Origin of the sequence: Bartonella eidoli (genome assembly GCF_036576145.1) — a bacterium.
GTDB lineage: Bacteria > Pseudomonadota > Alphaproteobacteria > Rhizobiales > Rhizobiaceae > Bartonella.
On the sequence record NZ_JBAFWX010000002.1, the window covers coordinates 208,884 to 225,734 of the forward strand.

The window sequence follows — 16,851 nt, forward strand, 5'->3', positions numbered from 1 at the left end:
AATTCCTAATTTTAGCCTACAACTTAAAACACGAATACCAAGACTAAAAAAATCTTGAAACAAAATGTGTATACACTCTAAAATTAAATGGCGCGAGTGACGGGACTCGAACCCGCGACCTCCGGCGTGACAGGCCAGCACTCTAACCAACTGAGCTACACCCGCGCATTTCTTTCCAAAGCCAATTAATAAATCGGCATAGATGCTCGTGTAAGGGGTTCATGCATTTCTGTCAAGCGTGATTATGTGTTTTTTAAAAAAATTAAAGAAATAACAAAAAAATATTTTTTTTATTCTAAAAAATTATCTTTACTCTTGCGTTTTCTTTTTAAAGTTCTTAAACAGTGCTTACCCAGTTGCGTTGGGCGATTAGCTCAGCTGGTAGAGCGCCTCGTTTACACCGAGGATGTCGGGAGTTCGAGTCTCTCATCGCCCACCATTAATTTTTATCGTATATGACTTATTGATTTTATGCACGTTTAAAGAAATTTGAGTTATGTCAACAAAGAAAGTAAGATTCTTTAATCTTTTATAAGAGAATTTATTAATTTATAAATTACAGAAACAGAATCGGCTTGTTGTTATAATAGGTATGTGAGAATTTTTTTCTTTTATTTTTTCAATTATCCATTTTAAAAAATGAATTTTTTTTGTCACGTCTACGAAATGCAAAAATCCGAGAATAGATAGAGAGGCAATGATATAAACCATTTCATGAAGTGAAAAATTCTTCTTAAAGAGCCTTTCAAAAAGACAGAAAAATGAGAATATTTCTTAATGCTACACAATTACTGCGGCTATTTTAAACGGAAAGTCGCACTGTACTAATGGATGCATGTACACAATACCTTTAATATAACCTATAACAAAATTACATAAATTAAAAAAACATATCAAGGCATTATATTTGATGAGAAGGTAGACTCATAACCAATTACTCAAAAAGTTATTGTATTTCCATTATTCCCAAACAAGAAATCCTCTTTTGAGAGCTAAAACTAACCTTTTACTATCATTAATTGCTATTTGATAGCTGTTTCATCTTTTCCAAATCAAGGAATCCTCCAATGACGCTACTTAAAGGTGATTAGAAAAAAGTACGGAAACATCATGTAAATATTTTAGATTTTTTTTGTGAAATTTTAGTATGCTTTTTATAATTCTATTAAAAGGTAATATAAAATCTTTCAATTCAGGAACAATTTTGTTATCTTTATTAAAATGGTATCATGATCTTATTATAGCGTATTCACAATTTAAATCACTAGCATAAGATTTTGGATATCTTTTAAATTTATGAATAAAATTTTAAAAAAGCTCTATTAGATCACCATCATTTATTGTAAAGACACGGTGACCGTTAATATTTTAAATATTAACGAGTGGAACTATATAAACAGTCACTGGTTCTTTTTCTGTAGCTTTAAAATTAAAAGTGTATATTTTACTAAAATCTATTTTTTCCATAATTACTAAAGGTCATTTTTTATAGGTACAACAATATAATCCTAATTGAAATCATGTAAAAGATAAACCTTAATTATAATTTCTACATGGCTTTTAATGTAAAGTAAAAATGCAAAAAAAATAAACAAGTTTTTTTTAAAAATTATTATCTAAAAAATGCTAATACTTAAAATTCTATTTTTTAATATTTATTAACATTAAATTAGAAATTATTTTGAAGCAGTTTAAATTTTTTTTAAAAAATGTTTAAAACATATTAAAATGATTGACCTTTTGTAAAAACTTTGCAAAAAGCGTATTCAATTTGGAGGGGTGGTCGAGCGGTTTAAGGCACCGGTCTTGAAAACCGGCGTGCAGGAGACTGTACCGTGGGTTCGAATCCCACCCCCTCCGCCACTGCATTTTATTTGCGTATTTTTGACACCAGATTTTTCGCTGTTGTAGTTTGACAGTAGGTTTTGCATAATTTGACACCAAGTTTTGCACCAATTCATTTTTTTAAAAAAGTTTTTAAAGAGCTTTCAATGCGCTCTTAGTTTTGTGGAACGAAAACAGTTTGCTGAGCATCTTGCATTACCAGAAAGTACTATGAGTAATTATGAAACTGGCTTACGTGAACCACCCATGTCGATGTTGATAGCTGACAAAAATGTTTGCGGTGTATCTGTGGAATGGCTTGCTACTGGTGAAGGTAAGATGTTTACTGACATGGCGAAAGTGGCAGATTTAAAAACACCCACCATTCCTTCTGGTCTTATGAAAAAGCTTGGACGTGTAGCTTATACAACCTATCGTGATGCAAAAATAAAACTCCTCCCTGAAGATATAGCGGAACTCGCGGCAGAACTTTATAAAAAACTGCAAGAGCTTGTTCAAAACATCAATGATAGCGAAGAAATTGAAGCAGTTTTTCCTCTTCTTAAAATTCATTTAAAGCGTCAAATCGAAGCTGAAAAAGCACATCTAGAAACTACACAAGATACGGCTTAACAATCATCTAAAATACAAAAATGAAGGCGCGTTTCTATTTACATTAACAAACTAAATTAACATATTGTTTTTAAATAATTATATCAATAAAAAATAGAAATGTGCCACATGGCGCGTTTCTATTTTGCTTTTTTAGTGATTTTTAACTGATTTTGAAGATGACTTCACTCTTTACGTTATTTTTTCAAAGGGCTTTCAAAGGTGGTTTTCTGGGCTTTCAAAGGTTTTTTTAAAATCTTCAAAGACTTTTCAAAGGCTTTTCAAAGCCTCCTTACCTTATTTACTGAAAAATTCTGATTTTTACGATTTTTCGCACTTTTTGCGATTTTTAGGTGTCAAAATTGTATTTGATAAAATGCTCATTTAATGGTAGAAATTACACGTAAAAACAATGAATTACCACGAATTCTGCTCTAATCCCACCTCTTCCCACTTAGTGCAAAACCTACTGTCAAATTACAAAGGTAAGAAAATAGAATTTCAAAACGTGACCTTACAAAGCCATTCCTTCCAAATTTCTTCGATTAATCCCCTTAAGCTTAAGCTCTCTAGTGAAAAACTACTAAAAGCTTAACGGTTAAGTGAATTAGAACGATTCATTGCAAAAATCCTCCGACAAAAATCTGCTTCTTTTCTAAAAAGAACTGCTATTCCTTTATCTAAAGCATACAATGCAATAAGCTTTTACTATGAAACTTGTTATTGCTACATCATCTTAATTTTAATAAACAAGTATGTATTTTACTTTACAGTCTTTTTCAATTACATAAAAACTATAACAAACCTAAATACTGCTAATGACATTTAAATCAAAACATATTGATCGTAGTTGCTTATCTCATCACTTTAAGACGACAGACAACAGTCCACCAATTGAATGGAAAATAAGTGAGGACTTAGTTCAATATCCTGAAGCTCTACGCTATATGCAGGAGCGTGTAAACAATATTTTTACAAAAACAGCACGAGAGCAAATTTGGCTTCTTGAGCACCCTTCCCTTTATACGGCAGGAACAAGTGCAAACAAAAAAGACCTTTTAAAACCCAGTTTATTTCCTGTTTATGATGCAGGTCGTGGTGGTGAATTCACATATCATGGACCTGGACAACGCGTTGTATATATTATGCTTGATCTTAAACGTAGAAAACAAGATATTCGTGCTTTTATTAGCGCTCTGGAAGAATGGATTATACAAGTACTTGCAAAGTTTAATATTACAGGTGAACGTCGTGAAGATCGAGTTGGAGTCTGGATTAAACGACTAAATCACCCATCAACACAAAATAATCTCTTTTCTGAGGATAAAATCGCCGCCATTGGTATACGAGTACGCAAGTGGGTCAGCTTTCACGGAATTTCTATTAACGTCAACCCTAATTTAAAGAATTATTCAGGAATTGTTCCCTGTGGGATCAACAATTATGGTGTAACCAGTCTTCTTGATTTAGGATTTTCTGTGACAATGCACGAAATCGATATTGCTTTAAGGAAAACATTTGAAGAAATTTTTGGTCCAACAATTGATGCTTTCTAAGCGCATTGATTTTTCAATAAAAAGAAGGCATAGATTTTATTTTCATTAGATAGATAATCAAGTGTCATGAACGATAATCACAAAGATCTTTTTAGTATTTTAAGCAATGCTCAACCTATAACCAAAGCAAAAGAAAAAAAGTCAAAAACTCTAGTGAGCAAAGAAAAAATGACTACAAAAAAAGATGTGCAAGAAGATGGTTATAACGCCTCATCTATTCGGGTTCTCGAAGGTTTAGAACCCGTACGTTTACGGCCGGGAATGTATATCGGTGGAACAGATAGTAAAGCACTTCATCATTTATTTGCCGAAATTATTGACAATGCAATGGATGAAGCCGTCGCTGGTTATGCAGACTTGATTGATGTATCATTAGATAAACATGGTTATTTAACGGTCACCGATAATGGGCGCGGTATTCCTGTTGAAAATCATCCTCAAATGCCTGAAAAATCTACTCTTGAAGTTATTATGACCCAACTCCATTCAGGTGGAAAATTTGATGGAAAAGCTTATCAAACTGCTGGTGGACTACATGGAGTAGGAATTTCTGTTGTTAATGCCCTTTCCGACGATGTAGAAGTTGAAATTGCGCGAGAACGCAGACTGTATCGACAAAGATTCTCACGCGGCATTCCTCAATCAAAATTAGAAGATTTAGGTGAGGTATATAACCGTCGCGGCACGCGAATTCGTTTTCATCCTGATAGTGAAATTTTTGGTGAAAAAGCAGCTTTTGATCCAGAAAAAATTTACAAAATGGCGCGCTCTAAAGCTTATCTTTTTGGTGGGGTAAAAATTCGCTGGAGTTGTGATCCTATCATACTTGAAAACACAAAAAATATTCCTGCAAAAGCTGTCTTTCACTTTCCAGATGGGCTAAAAGATTATTTGCTTTCATCTCTAAAAAATGAATGTCTAATAACATCAGAAATTTTTTCCGGCCAAACAAAACAACGCAGTGGCCATGGCTCAATTGAATGGGCTGTAGCTTGGCATAGCGGAGATTCTTCTATACAATCTTATTGTAATACTATCCCTACCAGAGATGGTGGCACACATGAAATAGGATTACGACAAGCCCTTTTGCGTGGATTAAAATCTTATGCTGAATTAACAGGAAATAAACGTGCTGCTATTATTACATCAGATGATGTTATGATTTCAACGAATGCAATACTATCAATCTTCATAAAAGATCCTGAATTTGTTGGCCAAACTAAAGATCGGCTAGCAACAGTCGAGGCGCAACGTATTGTTGAAAATGCAATACGTGACCCTTTTGATCATTGGTTAACCAATTCTCCACAAGAAGCTACCAAGCTTCTTGATTGGGTTATTGAACGAGCTGAAGAGCGTGTTAAACGGCGTCAAGATAGAGAGATAAATCGAAAAACTGCTGTAAGGAAATTGCGTTTGCCAGGAAAGCTAGCAGATTGTAGCCAAAATTCCGCTGCTGGTGCTGAATTATTTATTGTTGAAGGTGATTCTGCTGGTGGTTCTGCAAAGCAAGCACGAAACAGAGAAAACCAAGCAATTTTACCTCTTCGTGGAAAAATCTTAAATGTAGCAAGTGCTGCACGTGAAAAAATGAGCTTAAGCCAAACCATTCGTGATCTTATACTTGCCCTTGGATGTGGAACGCGCTCTAAATATCGTGAAGAAAATCTTAGATATGAGCGTATTATTATTATGACAGATGCTGATGTTGATGGTGCTCATATTGCTTCACTTCTCATTACTTTCTTTTTTCAAGAAATGCCTGATCTTATTAGTCAAGGACATTTATATCTCGCTGTTCCTCCTCTTTATAGAATATCACAAGGAGGAAAGGTCGCTTATGCACGCGATGATGCTCATAAAGATGAATTATTAAAAACTGAATTTACCGGGAAAGCTAAGATTGAAATTGGACGTTTTAAAGGTCTTGGTGAAATGCGTGCTGAACAACTTAAAGAAACAACGATGCATCCTCAAAAACGTACACTTTTACGGATTTCCATTGATGAAGTAAAAATACAAGAAACTAAAGATATAGTAGAAAATTTAATGGGAACTAAAGCTGAAGCAAGATTCCGATTCATACAGGAAAACTCTACCTTTGCTTCTCGTATAAATATTTAGTTTATAGAAAAAATTCTATCACGTTACTACAGCAGCATCAACCACTCGTAACTGTGGAGATATGGTTCCGTTCCAATGATTTAAGCTAAGGCTTCCGGCAAAATGAAGTATTTTACCAATATTTTCAGAAAGAAAATGACCAAGTGGTGTTCCCACTGCACGAAAGGCTATCCCTTGTAATTTTTGTCCTTCAATACTGGAAATAACAAGGCGGAGATGTCCACCTTTTCCCACCTCATATACACTAACCAATCTATGAGAAGGAAAAGCAAAAACAGGAACAGCATTCCCTGAACCAAATGGTCCTGCTTTTTCAACTAAATCGCAAAGTATTTTGTTAGCGCCAAAAGCAGAAAGGCAACCATCTATATTAAGGGACTTTTGAGTACGTAACTGAGAAACCATTAAAGAGACTTTTTTTTCCAACCACTCTCTAAAAACGTCTATTTTGTTCGACTGAATCGTAATACCAGCTGCCATACTATGTCCTCCACCATTTTCTAATAAATTTAATGCGACTGCTTCATGAACAAGCGCACCTAAATCTATTCCACTAATTGACCGACCCGATCCTGTACCTCTTCCATCATCTTTCAAAGCAATTGCAAAAACAGGACAAAAAAAGCGCTCTTTTAAACGAGATGCAAGAATGCCAATAATTCCAGGATGCCATTCTTGATAAGCAACAACAAGCGACGATGGCTCTTCTTTACTATCATATAAAGAATCAATATAAGCTTCTGCCTGAGTTAATTGAATCTCTTCCATTTTTTGGCGCTCCTGATTGAGCTGATCCAATTGTTCTGCTATTTTTCTGCTTTCCTCATTATCATCGCAGCAAAGCAAACGTGCTCCTAATGATTGATCTCCTATACGACCTCCAGCATTAATTCTAGGTCCTAACAGAAAACCAAGATGGAAACTGTTAAGCGGTTCACCTATACGTGAAACCTTTGTTAAAGCTGCTATCCCAGGATTATACATAGAACGAGCAACTTGAAGCCCCTTAACAACAAAAGCGCGGTTAACACCTTGTAACGGTACCACATCACAAATAGTAGCCAACGCAACGAGATCTAGCATACTCAAAAGATCTGGTATCTCCCCTTTATATTTTTTTTTCCGCAATAAATTATTAACCCATGCTAACGTAATGAAGACAACACCAGCAGCACATAAATGCCCTTGTCCAGAAAAATCATCAGGGCGATTAGGATTAACAAGAGCAATAGCTTCTTGGTGAATCTCAGTCATTTGATGATGATCTAAAATTACAACATCAGCACCTGCAAGTCTTACTTCTTTTATTGCATCAGGACTATTAGCACCACAGTCAACAGTAATAATTAAACGTGCACCTTCTTCTACTAACATCCTCATTGCTTGTTTATTTGGTCCATATCCTTCAACAACACGATCAGGAATGTAAATTTTTACTTTCATACCAAAGTACCGTAAAAATCGTGCTATAATTGCTGATGAACAAGCACCATCAACATCATAATCACCAAAAACCGCAACTTTTTCTTGATTTATAATAGCTTTAACTATGCGTTCTGCTGCGCATTGCATATCTGTAAAGCTCGTTGGGTCAGGCATTAAATCACGCAGTGTTGGATTAATAAACGTAATAGCTTCAGATTCATCCACGTTTCTCGCCGAAAGAATCCTGGCTAATGTATCTGGAAAACCAAATTTTTGGGAAATAGCGCAAGCATTCGCTATACCTTGAGAATCAAGAGCATTTATCCATGCCTGACCACAAGCAGAAGATTCAACATTAAGAAAATAACGAGACTGCTGCATTGTCATTCACCTATAACAAAAATAGATCAAATACAATTTAGATTTTTAAAAATAATTAAACCATAGCATTTACTTTTCCTTTCAATTACAAATATAAATATAAGGTATTATAATACCTCATCCATAAAGTATTGTTTTATAAGTTTTTATTTTTTCTTGACGTAAGTTAAAAGACGTTATATCAGGGAAATCAATATGCGTTGGGTATTTGCTATAATAACAATTTTCGACGCAAAGAAACAGGAAAATACTCTCATAAGAGTTTCAATAGAGGATACTTCTATGGCAACTTTTTCACAAAAGCCAACTGAAGTGGTGAAAAAATGGGTTATTATTGACGCAGAAAACATTGTGTTAGGTCGTCTTGCCACATTCATTGCAAATCGCCTACGCGGCAAACATAAAGCTACATTTACTCCACATGTTGATGATGGTGACAATGTTATTGTGATTAATGCAAACAAAATAGCTCTCACTGGAAAAAAATATACAGATAAAAAATATTATTGGCATACTGGTTATATTGGTGGAATAAAAAAACGTACAGCTCGTCAAATTCTTGAAAGCCGTTTTCCAGAGCGCGTTATTGAAAAAGCTGTAGAGCGTATGATTCCTCGTGGACCACTTGGTCGCCGTCAATTAAAGAATCTGCGTGTTTACGCTGGAAGCCAACACCCGCATGTGGCACAACAGCCCGAAGCTCTTGATGTTGGTGCTCTAAACCGCAAAAACAAAAGGACTTCTTAATTATGGCTGAAATTAATTCTCTTTCTGAGCTTAGCACAATAACAAATATTGTGAAAACTGATGAAAATATTACCCCTATTCATGAACAAAAACTTGATTCACTAGGACGCGCTTACGCAACAGGAAAACGTAAAGATGCTGTTGCCCGTGTATGGATTAAACCAGGATCTGGAAAAATCATCATCAATAATAAAGAATGTGATAAGTATTTTGCTCGTCCCGTTCTTAGGATGGTTCTTCGCCAACCAATTGTTGCTACAAAAAGAGATACACAATTTGATATTATTGCAACCGTTGCAGGAGGAGGTCTTTCAGGACAAGCTGGTGCAGTACGACACGGTATTTCCAAAGCTTTGACCTATTATGAACCTGAGCTTCGTACAATTCTGAAAAAAGGTGGTTTTCTTACACGTGATAGTCGTGTTGTTGAACGTAAAAAATACGGTAAAGCGAAAGCCCGTCGTTCTTTCCAATTTTCAAAGCGCTAATTATTATTCTCAAACGTTACATCGAGCTCCGTTTTCAACGGAGCTTTTTAATATATACGGTAACTTTACTCACCTAATTAAAACTAAATTTGTCACCACTTAATTAATACAAGTACGATAAGGTCTTAATCTAAAAATCGCTTTATCATTTTAATAAAGTGGGGAACCGAGATCGGCTTTGACATATATTCTTCACATCCACTCGCACGAATTTTTTCTTCATCTCCCTTCATAGCGAAAGCTGTTACAGCAACAATAGGAATAGATTGAAGGTCTTTGTCTTTTTTTAATTGTTTTATGACATCTATTCCTGATACCTCAGGTAATTGAATATCCATAAGAATAAGAGAGGGCATTGATAAACGAGCTAAATTTAATGCAGCAAGACCATTCCGTGTTTCAACGGTTTCATAACCACTAGCTTCTACAAGATCACGGAATAACTTCATATTTAGTTCGTTATCCTCCACGATCATGACTTTTTTTAACATTAATATGACTCCACTTTTCTGTACAAGCTAAAATACACCTATCTCTTAATTTAAATAATAGAGAAAAGTAAACTATACAGAAATTCAATAGCTTTTCACCATAAGTCTTTTTATGATATTTCTGTTTATAATAGCAGCGCTCTATAAATTCTTAATAGAAAGTAATAAAATGTTTTCGTGATAAAATGGCTTACAAATCTTCGCTATAAAACCGTTTTTAACGATATCGTCCCTATAAATATATGCAATCCATTTTTTAATATAGATAGATATTCTATTCTCTTTTACGCTCCACAAACCCTAACCTACTTTTGCGTATTCTATGGCTGATAATTTAGACTTAATATTCTTTTTCAAAAAGATGTGGACTTTCAATAATAAGTTTCTCCCGTGCTTTTTGTAATTGTTGAATAGCCTCATCAATTTTTGATGGAGAAGATGAAGATTCATCATTATCTGATAGTTTTTTTTTCTCTTTAACTTTGTAAAAACACTGCATCTGAGATTGAATCATTCTAATCTCTTGAAAAAAAAGTCGACTTGTTTCTTTAAAGTCATTATTAAGCAAAAAGAGTTGACTAGAAATTGATATTAAAACCTGCTTTAAGAAACGCTCATTTTCTTGACGTTTACGATATTCTAAAATAAGAGCATGGCTTATTTCATCTAACTGTTTTTGAGTAGAATCAATTTGTTGTAATAAATTTGGTTCTCCCCCTACATTATCTTTTTTTACCTTTAAAAGCATAGCATGAATATCTAATAACCTCATTGCAGAATGAGATAAATAATCCACTAATGTAGGTGTACTAGCACAATGCTTTTCTGCAACTATCATCAAATCACCTAATGACAAATTTTTATATTTATCCCACTATCTGCCTTAGATTTTATAGAACCATTCTAAAGAAAATACTAAAACAGCGTTCTTAAATACTTAGATGATCCACTTTACTCTCTTCACACTTAATTTCCAGTTAATAGGGAAAAAATACGCATAGGTGCATAAAATATAATACGCGCTGTTTTCTCCAAAACACTACTACTATCAGCAAGAATAACCTGACTGGGCGATAACTCTGTACCTTGCATAATTGTTGAAGCTAAAGAACCTTCCCTCGAAAGAGCCATCAATGTTGGTGAAGATGCAAATACATTATGCGCACCACCATCAATATTAGAAAAATCAAAAACGGCTATTCCATTTTTACGCAATATTTCAATATCTGAACCATCTCCCACACGAGGATGCCCCCCTGTAAGACGCCCTGAAACAGCTAGCGCCTTATCTGCACGCGATACCAAAATAGCTGTTGGCTTAGGTAACTGCTTAATATCATTAAGCTGACGTTCAAAAACATCAAGATCAATATCTGGCGCAGCCATTAAAAAGCTTGTAATACGTCGAATCGGTTTATAATTTCCTCGTAATGCTAAAGTTCTAAACGCCTCCATCGTAACAAAATTACCCATAGAATGAGCAACCAACAAAATCTGATCAGCATCAGTTTCACTGATAAGTGTTAAGAGCTCAATTAGCCCATCACGTGCAAAATTAGCGCTATCACGATCATAAATATAAAGAGGTATCGATCCAGCAGAAGGCCATGAATAATGCACAACAACAACGTTCAAAGAATAATCATAAATTAATTGAGCTGTACGAAATACACCATCTGCAAAATTATTATTATAACCATGAATAAAAAGAACAATTTCCCTTTTACCTTTTGCTTTTTTAGCTAAAGCAATATTTAACTGTTTCTTAAATTGCTTCTTACTATCATATTTTTGCAACTCCACCGCTGCGAAATACTTATCATGGGTAGGTCTATACGCATTTGTCTCAACAACACCTTTCATATGTTGTTGAGGAATTCCTACATCAATCCGATTATAGTGCACTTTGTTTGATCTCTCTGCCCCATAAGGCTGAGAATAATTTTCTTGCATTCTACGGCTTGTAGCAACGTACACTGGCACAATTGCTTTAGGAGGAACTGGCTCACCTTCAACCTCTCTTTGCACCGCAACCATAGATGGCGTTGCATGTACTCCGTGCCAAAGAACAGCACGCGACCTATCACAAGCTGCCAATAACACAAGGCAAACCAAAAACACTAAATACTTTAAAATTGTATCTTTCACGGAAGGGCACTCAATTTTATTGAAAACTTATCGAAAAGAACCAACATTTGATCTACGGGCACGAAACATACTCTTAAACGAGGTTAAAACACTAACACGCATTTACAACACGCCCCCCGCTATTATATCCCGTTCACACATTACAGTGCACTTATGGTGCGGTCGAGAAGACTCGAACTTCCACGGGTTGCCCCACAGCGACCTCAACGCTGCGCGTCTACCAATTCCGCCACGACCACACACAATTTTTAAATACATTACTTATCTGCTCCAACTTAACAAATCACAAAGAACGGCACAAGCCCATTTTCACTTCTCCATAATTTATTTTAGAGCTACCTAACGCATCTTCAACCACAGAGTTTACTATGATTTATGAACCATCATAATGAAATGAGCTTGTGCAGCTTGATCTTTTTCATAATAGCCATGAAAATTTGTCGTAATTGTTGTAGAACCTTGTTTTTTTATTCCCCTCATAGCCATACACATATGTTCAGCTTCAATTAAGACTGCAACACCACGAGGTTTTAAGTATTTTACCAAAGAACTTGCTATTTGAGCTGTCATAGCTTCTTGAGTTTGTAAACGACGAGAAAAAATATCTACAACACGCGCAATTTTCGAAAGACCAACAATCTTTTTATCAGGAAGATAGGCAATATGAGCTTTCCCAACAATCGGAATCATATGGTGTTCGCAATGTGAATAAAAAGGAATATCCTTCATTATTATTGTTTCATTATACCCTGAAACTTCTTCAAAAACCGTATTTAAAACCTCTTCAACTGATTCATGGTACCCAATAAAAAGCTCGCTATAGGCTTTAACTGCGCGCTTTGGAGTATCTAAAAGCCCTTCTCGATTCGGATCTTCCCCTATCCATAATAACAATGTACGAACCGCTGCTTCCACTTCTTCAAAACTAGGGCGCCGCTCTTCCCCTGATAAAAATCGGGTTGTGGGACATCCTTTAATATCGTGCATAAAAAAACTCCAAGCTCATTGCTTATTATGTACAAAATATTTGCTATATATTCATTTCATTTTGTATAAGCTTTATATAATAGATTTAAAAGCTTAAGCAATCACGGTTTTCAAATTTAGGCAATAACTGATATGATTGACAATATCTATAATGATAAAATACTTGAATATGCTGCCCATATCAGCAAAATTGGACGTCTCAATCACCCAGATGCGACGTCAAAAAAATACGCACATCTTTGTGGCTCAACAATTACCGTGGATTTAAAAGTAGAGAACTATATAATTACAGACTTTGCCCATGAAGTGCACGCATGCGCGCTAGGACAAGCATCTGCTTCACTTTTAGCGCGCCATATCATCGGCCAAACAACACAAAATATTAAAACACTACACAAGATAGTTTATAATATGTTAACGGAAGATGGCCCCCCTCCCCCAACTCCATTTGAAGCATTTTCTTGTTTACAGCCTATTAAAGATTTTAAAATACGACACGCATCAACGATGCTAAGCTTTGATGCCGTTATAGACTGTATTCAACAAATTGAGAAAAACGAATTTGAAGAAAAAATAAATGCTTAAATTGCATTCGCAGAAAAAAAAACAGACTCGTAATTATACAGGACCTTGGCGAAAAACACCTGGGCGTTTACTCGGGATTACATTGATACGTTTTTATCAAATAACATTATCAAGTTTTATAGGAAATCAATGTCGCCATATGCCAACCTGTTCAGAATATGCTTATGAAGCAATAGCACGATATGGATTATGGACTGGTGCGTGGATGAGCTTTTTTCGTATTATACGTTGCGGTCCATTTGGAACGCATGGCTTTGATCCAGTCCCCACCTTTCTTGAAAAATTTTACTGTTTTTATAAGCCTTGGCGCTATTGGAAAATTTCTGCCAAACATAATAATAAATAATTCTTTTCTTCTTTTATGCTTAGTGATAAGAAAATCACTGATTAGCTCTATAGTTATTTGCTATTTTTTTATAAGACCATCCGCAACCGTTGGCGGAACTGGATAAAGGAGTTGTGTATTATGTCTTCCTCTGTTTCTCTTTCTTTTCCTGATAACTCAAAGCGCGATTACCCCGTCGAAATGACTGGTTTGGAATTGGCTACATCCATTTCTAAATCGCTTGCAAAAAAGGCGGTAGCCTATAGCCTAAATGGAATTTTACGAGACTTATCAGACCCATTAGAACACTCTGGTAAAGTAGAAATCATTACTCGTGAAGATCCACGTGCTCTTGAATTAATACGCCATGATTGTGCACATGTCCTAGCCGAAGCGGTGCAAGAACTTTTTCCTGAAACACAAGTTACAATTGGCCCCGTCATTGAAAATGGCTTTTATTATGATTTTTCACGACAACAGCCTTTTACACTAGATGATCTGGCTATCATTGAAAAGAAAATGCATGAAATTATCCAACGGAATAAACCTTTTAAAAAGGAAATTTGGTCTCGTGAAAAAGCAAAAAAGATTTTTTCTGAAAAAAAGGAATTTTACAAAGTTGAACTTATTGATAGTATACCAGAAGATCAAGATTTAAAAATTTACTATCAAGGCGATTGGTTTGATCTTTGTCGCGGTCCGCACATGCAGTCTACAGGACAAATTGGTACTGCTTTTAAGTTGATGAAAGTTGCAGGAGCTTATTGGCGTGGTGATGCAAATAAGCCAATGTTAACGAGAATTTATGGAACAGCATTTTCTAACGAAAATGACTTAAAAGCCTATTTATACATGTTGGAAGAAGTTGAAAAACGCGACCATCGTCGCCTAGGACGTGAAATGGATTTATTTCATTTTCAAGAAGAAGGTCCTGGAATGATTTTTTGGCACAAAAAAGGCTGGAAAATGTTTCAAAATTTGATCAATTATATGCGTAGACGCTTAGAGGATCATCAATATTCTGAAGTGAATGCTCCTCAAGTACTTGATAAGTCGCTTTGGGAGGTCTCTGGTCATTGGGGATGGTACAAGGAAAATATGTTTAAAGCAATTCCAGCAATCGATGATTGGAGTGATGATTGCATTTACGCTCTAAAACCAATGAATTGCCCTGGCCACGTACAAATTTTTAAACATGGTTTAAAATCCTACCGCGACTTACCAATTAGACTTGCAGAGTTTGGTCTTGTTCATCGCTATGAACCTTCAGGCTCTTTACATGGTCTCATGCGTGTGCGTAGCTTTACGCAAGATGATGCGCATATTTTTTGTACAGATGAACAATTAGCTGATGAATGCCTTAAGATCAATGATTTGATTTTATCAACTTATGCTGACTTTGGTTTTAAAGAAATCAGCCTTAAATTTTCAACACGCCCACAAAAACGTGTTGGATCCGACGCATTATGGGATCACGCTGAAAATATTATGGCCTCTGTACTTAAAACCATTGAAACAAAATTTGCAGGACAAATTAAAACAAGTATCCTTCCTGGCGAAGGCGCGTTTTATGGACCAAAATTTGAATATACACTAAAAGATGCTCTCGGCCGTGAATGGCAATGTGGAACAACACAAGTTGACTTTAATCTTCCTGAACGTTTTAATGCATTTTATATTGATAAAGACTCAGAAAAACATCAACCAGTTATGATTCATCGTGCTATTTTTGGATCAATGGAGCGTTTTCTCGGTATATTAATCGAACATTTTTCTGGACACATGCCACTTTGGCTTGCACCCCAACAAATTATTGTGGCAACAATAACATCTGAAGCAAATGAATACGCAAAAAAAATAACAACACGACTTAAAGCTGTTGGTCTTTCAGCAACAGCAGATATTCGTAATGAAAAAATTAATTATAAAATACGTGAACATTCTTTACAAAAAGTGCCTATAATTTTGGTATGCGGTAAACGTGAATCTGAAACCAACAGTGTCAATATGCGCCGTTTAGGAAGTACAGATCAAATCTCTTTATCTATAGAGGAAGTAGTTAAACAACTTTCAAATGAAGCAATACCACCAGATTTGCAGCGTCTGATGTAAATTACGTTAATACGCACAGAATAAAAAATTCATCCCTGTTATCGCGCTCGATCAAGAACGCGCTTACACTCGATTAATTCGAACAATGTTTCTTGTAATAATTCTTTATCACTCTTATTTTTATAAGCATTAACTGTACCAACGGATGTATCACCCTCATTTTTTATAAAACCTAAAAGACCAAAAGAAGACCTTTTAGGTTTATTATGGGTAAGTTCAAGCGTCTGCCCTGCACTTTTCTTTTCCATTACAACATTCATAGCATCAAGATCACCACTACCAAAAGCAACAACAAAAGCGACACCGCTTTCCTTTAAAAGACGCTGCACACCTTTTATAGTATAACCCTGCTCATATAATAGCTGTCTAATGCCGTTTAATAAATCCACATCAGCTGGACGATAATAACGCCTTCCACCCCCACGCTTCATTGGCTTAATTTGTGTAAAGCGTGTTTCCCAAAACCTTAACACATGTTGTGGCAGCCCCAACAACTCGGCTACTTCGCTAATTGTGCGAAAAGCATCGGAGCTCTTATCCATTCTATAATACCTTATCCCAATATATAAATAACATCGCGCTTATCAATTAACTTTTAACGTCTCAGTAACATACACTCAAGATCATAATATATTCAGCTACATTTGAAACTTTTTAAACAGAGTTCAATAATTACTTTAAATAAACACTCTACACTGACATAACCTTCATTTATGTGATACTATTTTTTCTTGCACGATGCGAATCTAAAATTCTTTGTTTCAGCACATTAGCGGCCTTAAATGTCACAACACGCCGCGGTGGAATAGATGCTTCTACACCAGTTTTGGGGTTGCGTCCAACTCGTTCATTTTTACTGCGAACTTGAAAAGTTGCAAAAGAAGATAATTTAACTGCTTCACCCTTTATAAGTGAATTGCAAATTTCATCTAAAACCAATTCAACTAAAGCTGCTGATTCACTGTGTGACAAGCCTATCTTTCTACAAACCACGCTCGCCAGATCTGCACGCGTTACTGTTTTACTTGTCATTATAACACCTATTC

15 protein-coding genes and 4 tRNA genes are annotated in these 16,851 nt (G+C 35.5%); 10 read left to right on the forward strand and 9 right to left on the reverse strand.

What is annotated here, in order from left to right; translation table 11 throughout:
• Positions 1 to 88 precede the first annotated feature (88 nt).
• Positions 89 to 165 (reverse strand) — tRNA-Asp (locus V5N68_RS02445).
• Positions 166 to 363: 198 nt separating this feature from the next.
• Between V5N68_RS02445 and V5N68_RS02450 the strand changes: the two genes are divergently transcribed.
• The 5 genes from V5N68_RS02450 to parE all read left to right on the forward strand — a co-directional run bounded on the left by V5N68_RS02450 (position 364) and on the right by parE (position 6,116).
• Positions 364 to 439, forward strand: a tRNA-Val gene (locus V5N68_RS02450).
• Between the two features lie 1,334 nt (positions 440 to 1,773).
• Positions 1,774 to 1,863: transfer RNA gene (locus V5N68_RS02455), tRNA-Ser, on the forward strand.
• A gap of 84 nt (positions 1,864 to 1,947) precedes the next feature.
• The gene (locus V5N68_RS02460) at positions 1,948 to 2,457 is read left to right on the forward strand and encodes a helix-turn-helix domain-containing protein (protein WP_442879682.1); all 510 of its coding nucleotides are present in this window, start codon (positions 1,948 to 1,950) and stop codon (positions 2,455 to 2,457) included.
• 797 nt (positions 2,458 to 3,254) lie between these two features.
• A complete protein-coding gene (lipB, locus tag V5N68_RS02465; protein ID WP_332065605.1) occupies positions 3,255 to 3,992 on the forward strand; it encodes a lipoyl(octanoyl) transferase LipB in 738 nt (245 codons plus the stop codon).
• 66 nt (positions 3,993 to 4,058) lie between these two features.
• Complete coding sequence (gene parE / locus V5N68_RS02470; RefSeq protein WP_332065606.1) at positions 4,059 to 6,116, forward strand: DNA topoisomerase IV subunit B; 2,058 nt, start codon at positions 4,059 to 4,061, stop codon at positions 6,114 to 6,116.
• Positions 6,117 to 6,134: 18 nt separating this feature from the next.
• Here the strand turns inward: parE and recJ are convergent, their stop codons facing one another.
• Positions 6,135 to 7,922, reverse strand: coding sequence for a single-stranded-DNA-specific exonuclease RecJ (recJ, locus tag V5N68_RS02475; RefSeq protein WP_332065607.1), 1,788 nt, complete (start codon positions 7,920 to 7,922; stop codon positions 6,135 to 6,137).
• Positions 7,923 to 8,204: 282 nt separating this feature from the next.
• Between recJ and rplM the strand changes: the two genes are divergently transcribed.
• A complete protein-coding gene (gene rplM / locus V5N68_RS02480; protein ID WP_332065637.1) occupies positions 8,205 to 8,669 on the forward strand; it encodes a 50S ribosomal protein L13 in 465 nt (154 codons plus the stop codon).
• A gap of 2 nt (positions 8,670 to 8,671) precedes the next feature.
• Complete coding sequence (gene rpsI, locus V5N68_RS02485; RefSeq protein WP_332065608.1) at positions 8,672 to 9,157, forward strand: 30S ribosomal protein S9; 486 nt, start codon at positions 8,672 to 8,674, stop codon at positions 9,155 to 9,157.
• Positions 9,158 to 9,282: 125 nt separating this feature from the next.
• Here rpsI and V5N68_RS02490 read toward each other — a convergent pair whose 3' ends face one another.
• The 5 genes from V5N68_RS02490 to folE form a co-directional block, all read right to left on the reverse strand.
• Positions 9,283 to 9,648: a response regulator gene (locus V5N68_RS02490; protein ID WP_332065609.1), complete on the reverse strand. Its 366-nt coding sequence runs from the start codon at positions 9,646 to 9,648 to the stop codon at positions 9,283 to 9,285.
• Positions 9,649 to 9,988: 340 nt separating this feature from the next.
• Entirely contained in the window at positions 9,989 to 10,486 is a 498-nt protein-coding gene (locus V5N68_RS02495; RefSeq protein ID WP_442879683.1) for a hypothetical protein, read from the reverse strand.
• Positions 10,487 to 10,614: 128 nt separating this feature from the next.
• Positions 10,615 to 11,796 carry an alpha/beta hydrolase gene (locus V5N68_RS02500; protein WP_332065610.1) on the reverse strand — a complete coding sequence of 394 codons (1,182 nt, stop codon included), beginning with the start codon at positions 11,794 to 11,796 and terminating at the stop codon, positions 10,615 to 10,617.
• A gap of 154 nt (positions 11,797 to 11,950) precedes the next feature.
• Positions 11,951 to 12,035 (reverse strand) — tRNA-Leu (locus V5N68_RS02505).
• Between the two features lie 127 nt (positions 12,036 to 12,162).
• On the reverse strand, positions 12,163 to 12,783 hold the full coding sequence (folE, locus tag V5N68_RS02510) for a GTP cyclohydrolase I FolE (RefSeq protein WP_332065611.1): 621 nt from the start codon (positions 12,781 to 12,783) through the stop codon (positions 12,163 to 12,165).
• 132 nt (positions 12,784 to 12,915) lie between these two features.
• On the opposite strand from folE, the gene V5N68_RS02515 reads away from it, so the two are divergent.
• The 3 genes from V5N68_RS02515 (at position 12,916) to thrS (ending at position 15,805) form a co-directional block, all read left to right on the forward strand.
• Complete coding sequence (locus tag V5N68_RS02515) at positions 12,916 to 13,368, forward strand: iron-sulfur cluster assembly scaffold protein (protein WP_332065612.1); 453 nt, start codon at positions 12,916 to 12,918, stop codon at positions 13,366 to 13,368.
• A complete protein-coding gene (yidD, locus tag V5N68_RS02520) occupies positions 13,361 to 13,714 on the forward strand; it encodes a membrane protein insertion efficiency factor YidD (protein WP_332065613.1) in 354 nt (117 codons plus the stop codon). Before V5N68_RS02515 ends, yidD begins: the two co-directional genes overlap by 8 nt.
• Before the next feature lie 120 nt (positions 13,715 to 13,834).
• A complete protein-coding gene (thrS, locus tag V5N68_RS02525; RefSeq protein ID WP_332065614.1) occupies positions 13,835 to 15,805 on the forward strand; it encodes a threonine--tRNA ligase in 1,971 nt (656 codons plus the stop codon).
• 38 nt (positions 15,806 to 15,843) lie between these two features.
• On the opposite strand, the gene V5N68_RS02530 is transcribed toward thrS, so the two are convergent.
• Together V5N68_RS02530 and V5N68_RS02535 are read right to left on the reverse strand one after the other, a co-directional pair.
• A complete protein-coding gene (locus V5N68_RS02530) occupies positions 15,844 to 16,347 on the reverse strand; it encodes a MerR family transcriptional regulator (RefSeq protein ID WP_332065615.1) in 504 nt (167 codons plus the stop codon).
• 169 nt (positions 16,348 to 16,516) lie between these two features.
• Positions 16,517 to 16,837 carry an integration host factor subunit alpha gene (locus tag V5N68_RS02535; protein ID WP_332065616.1) on the reverse strand — a complete coding sequence of 107 codons (321 nt, stop codon included), beginning with the start codon at positions 16,835 to 16,837 and terminating at the stop codon, positions 16,517 to 16,519.
• Between the last annotated feature and the right edge of the window lie 14 nt (positions 16,838 to 16,851).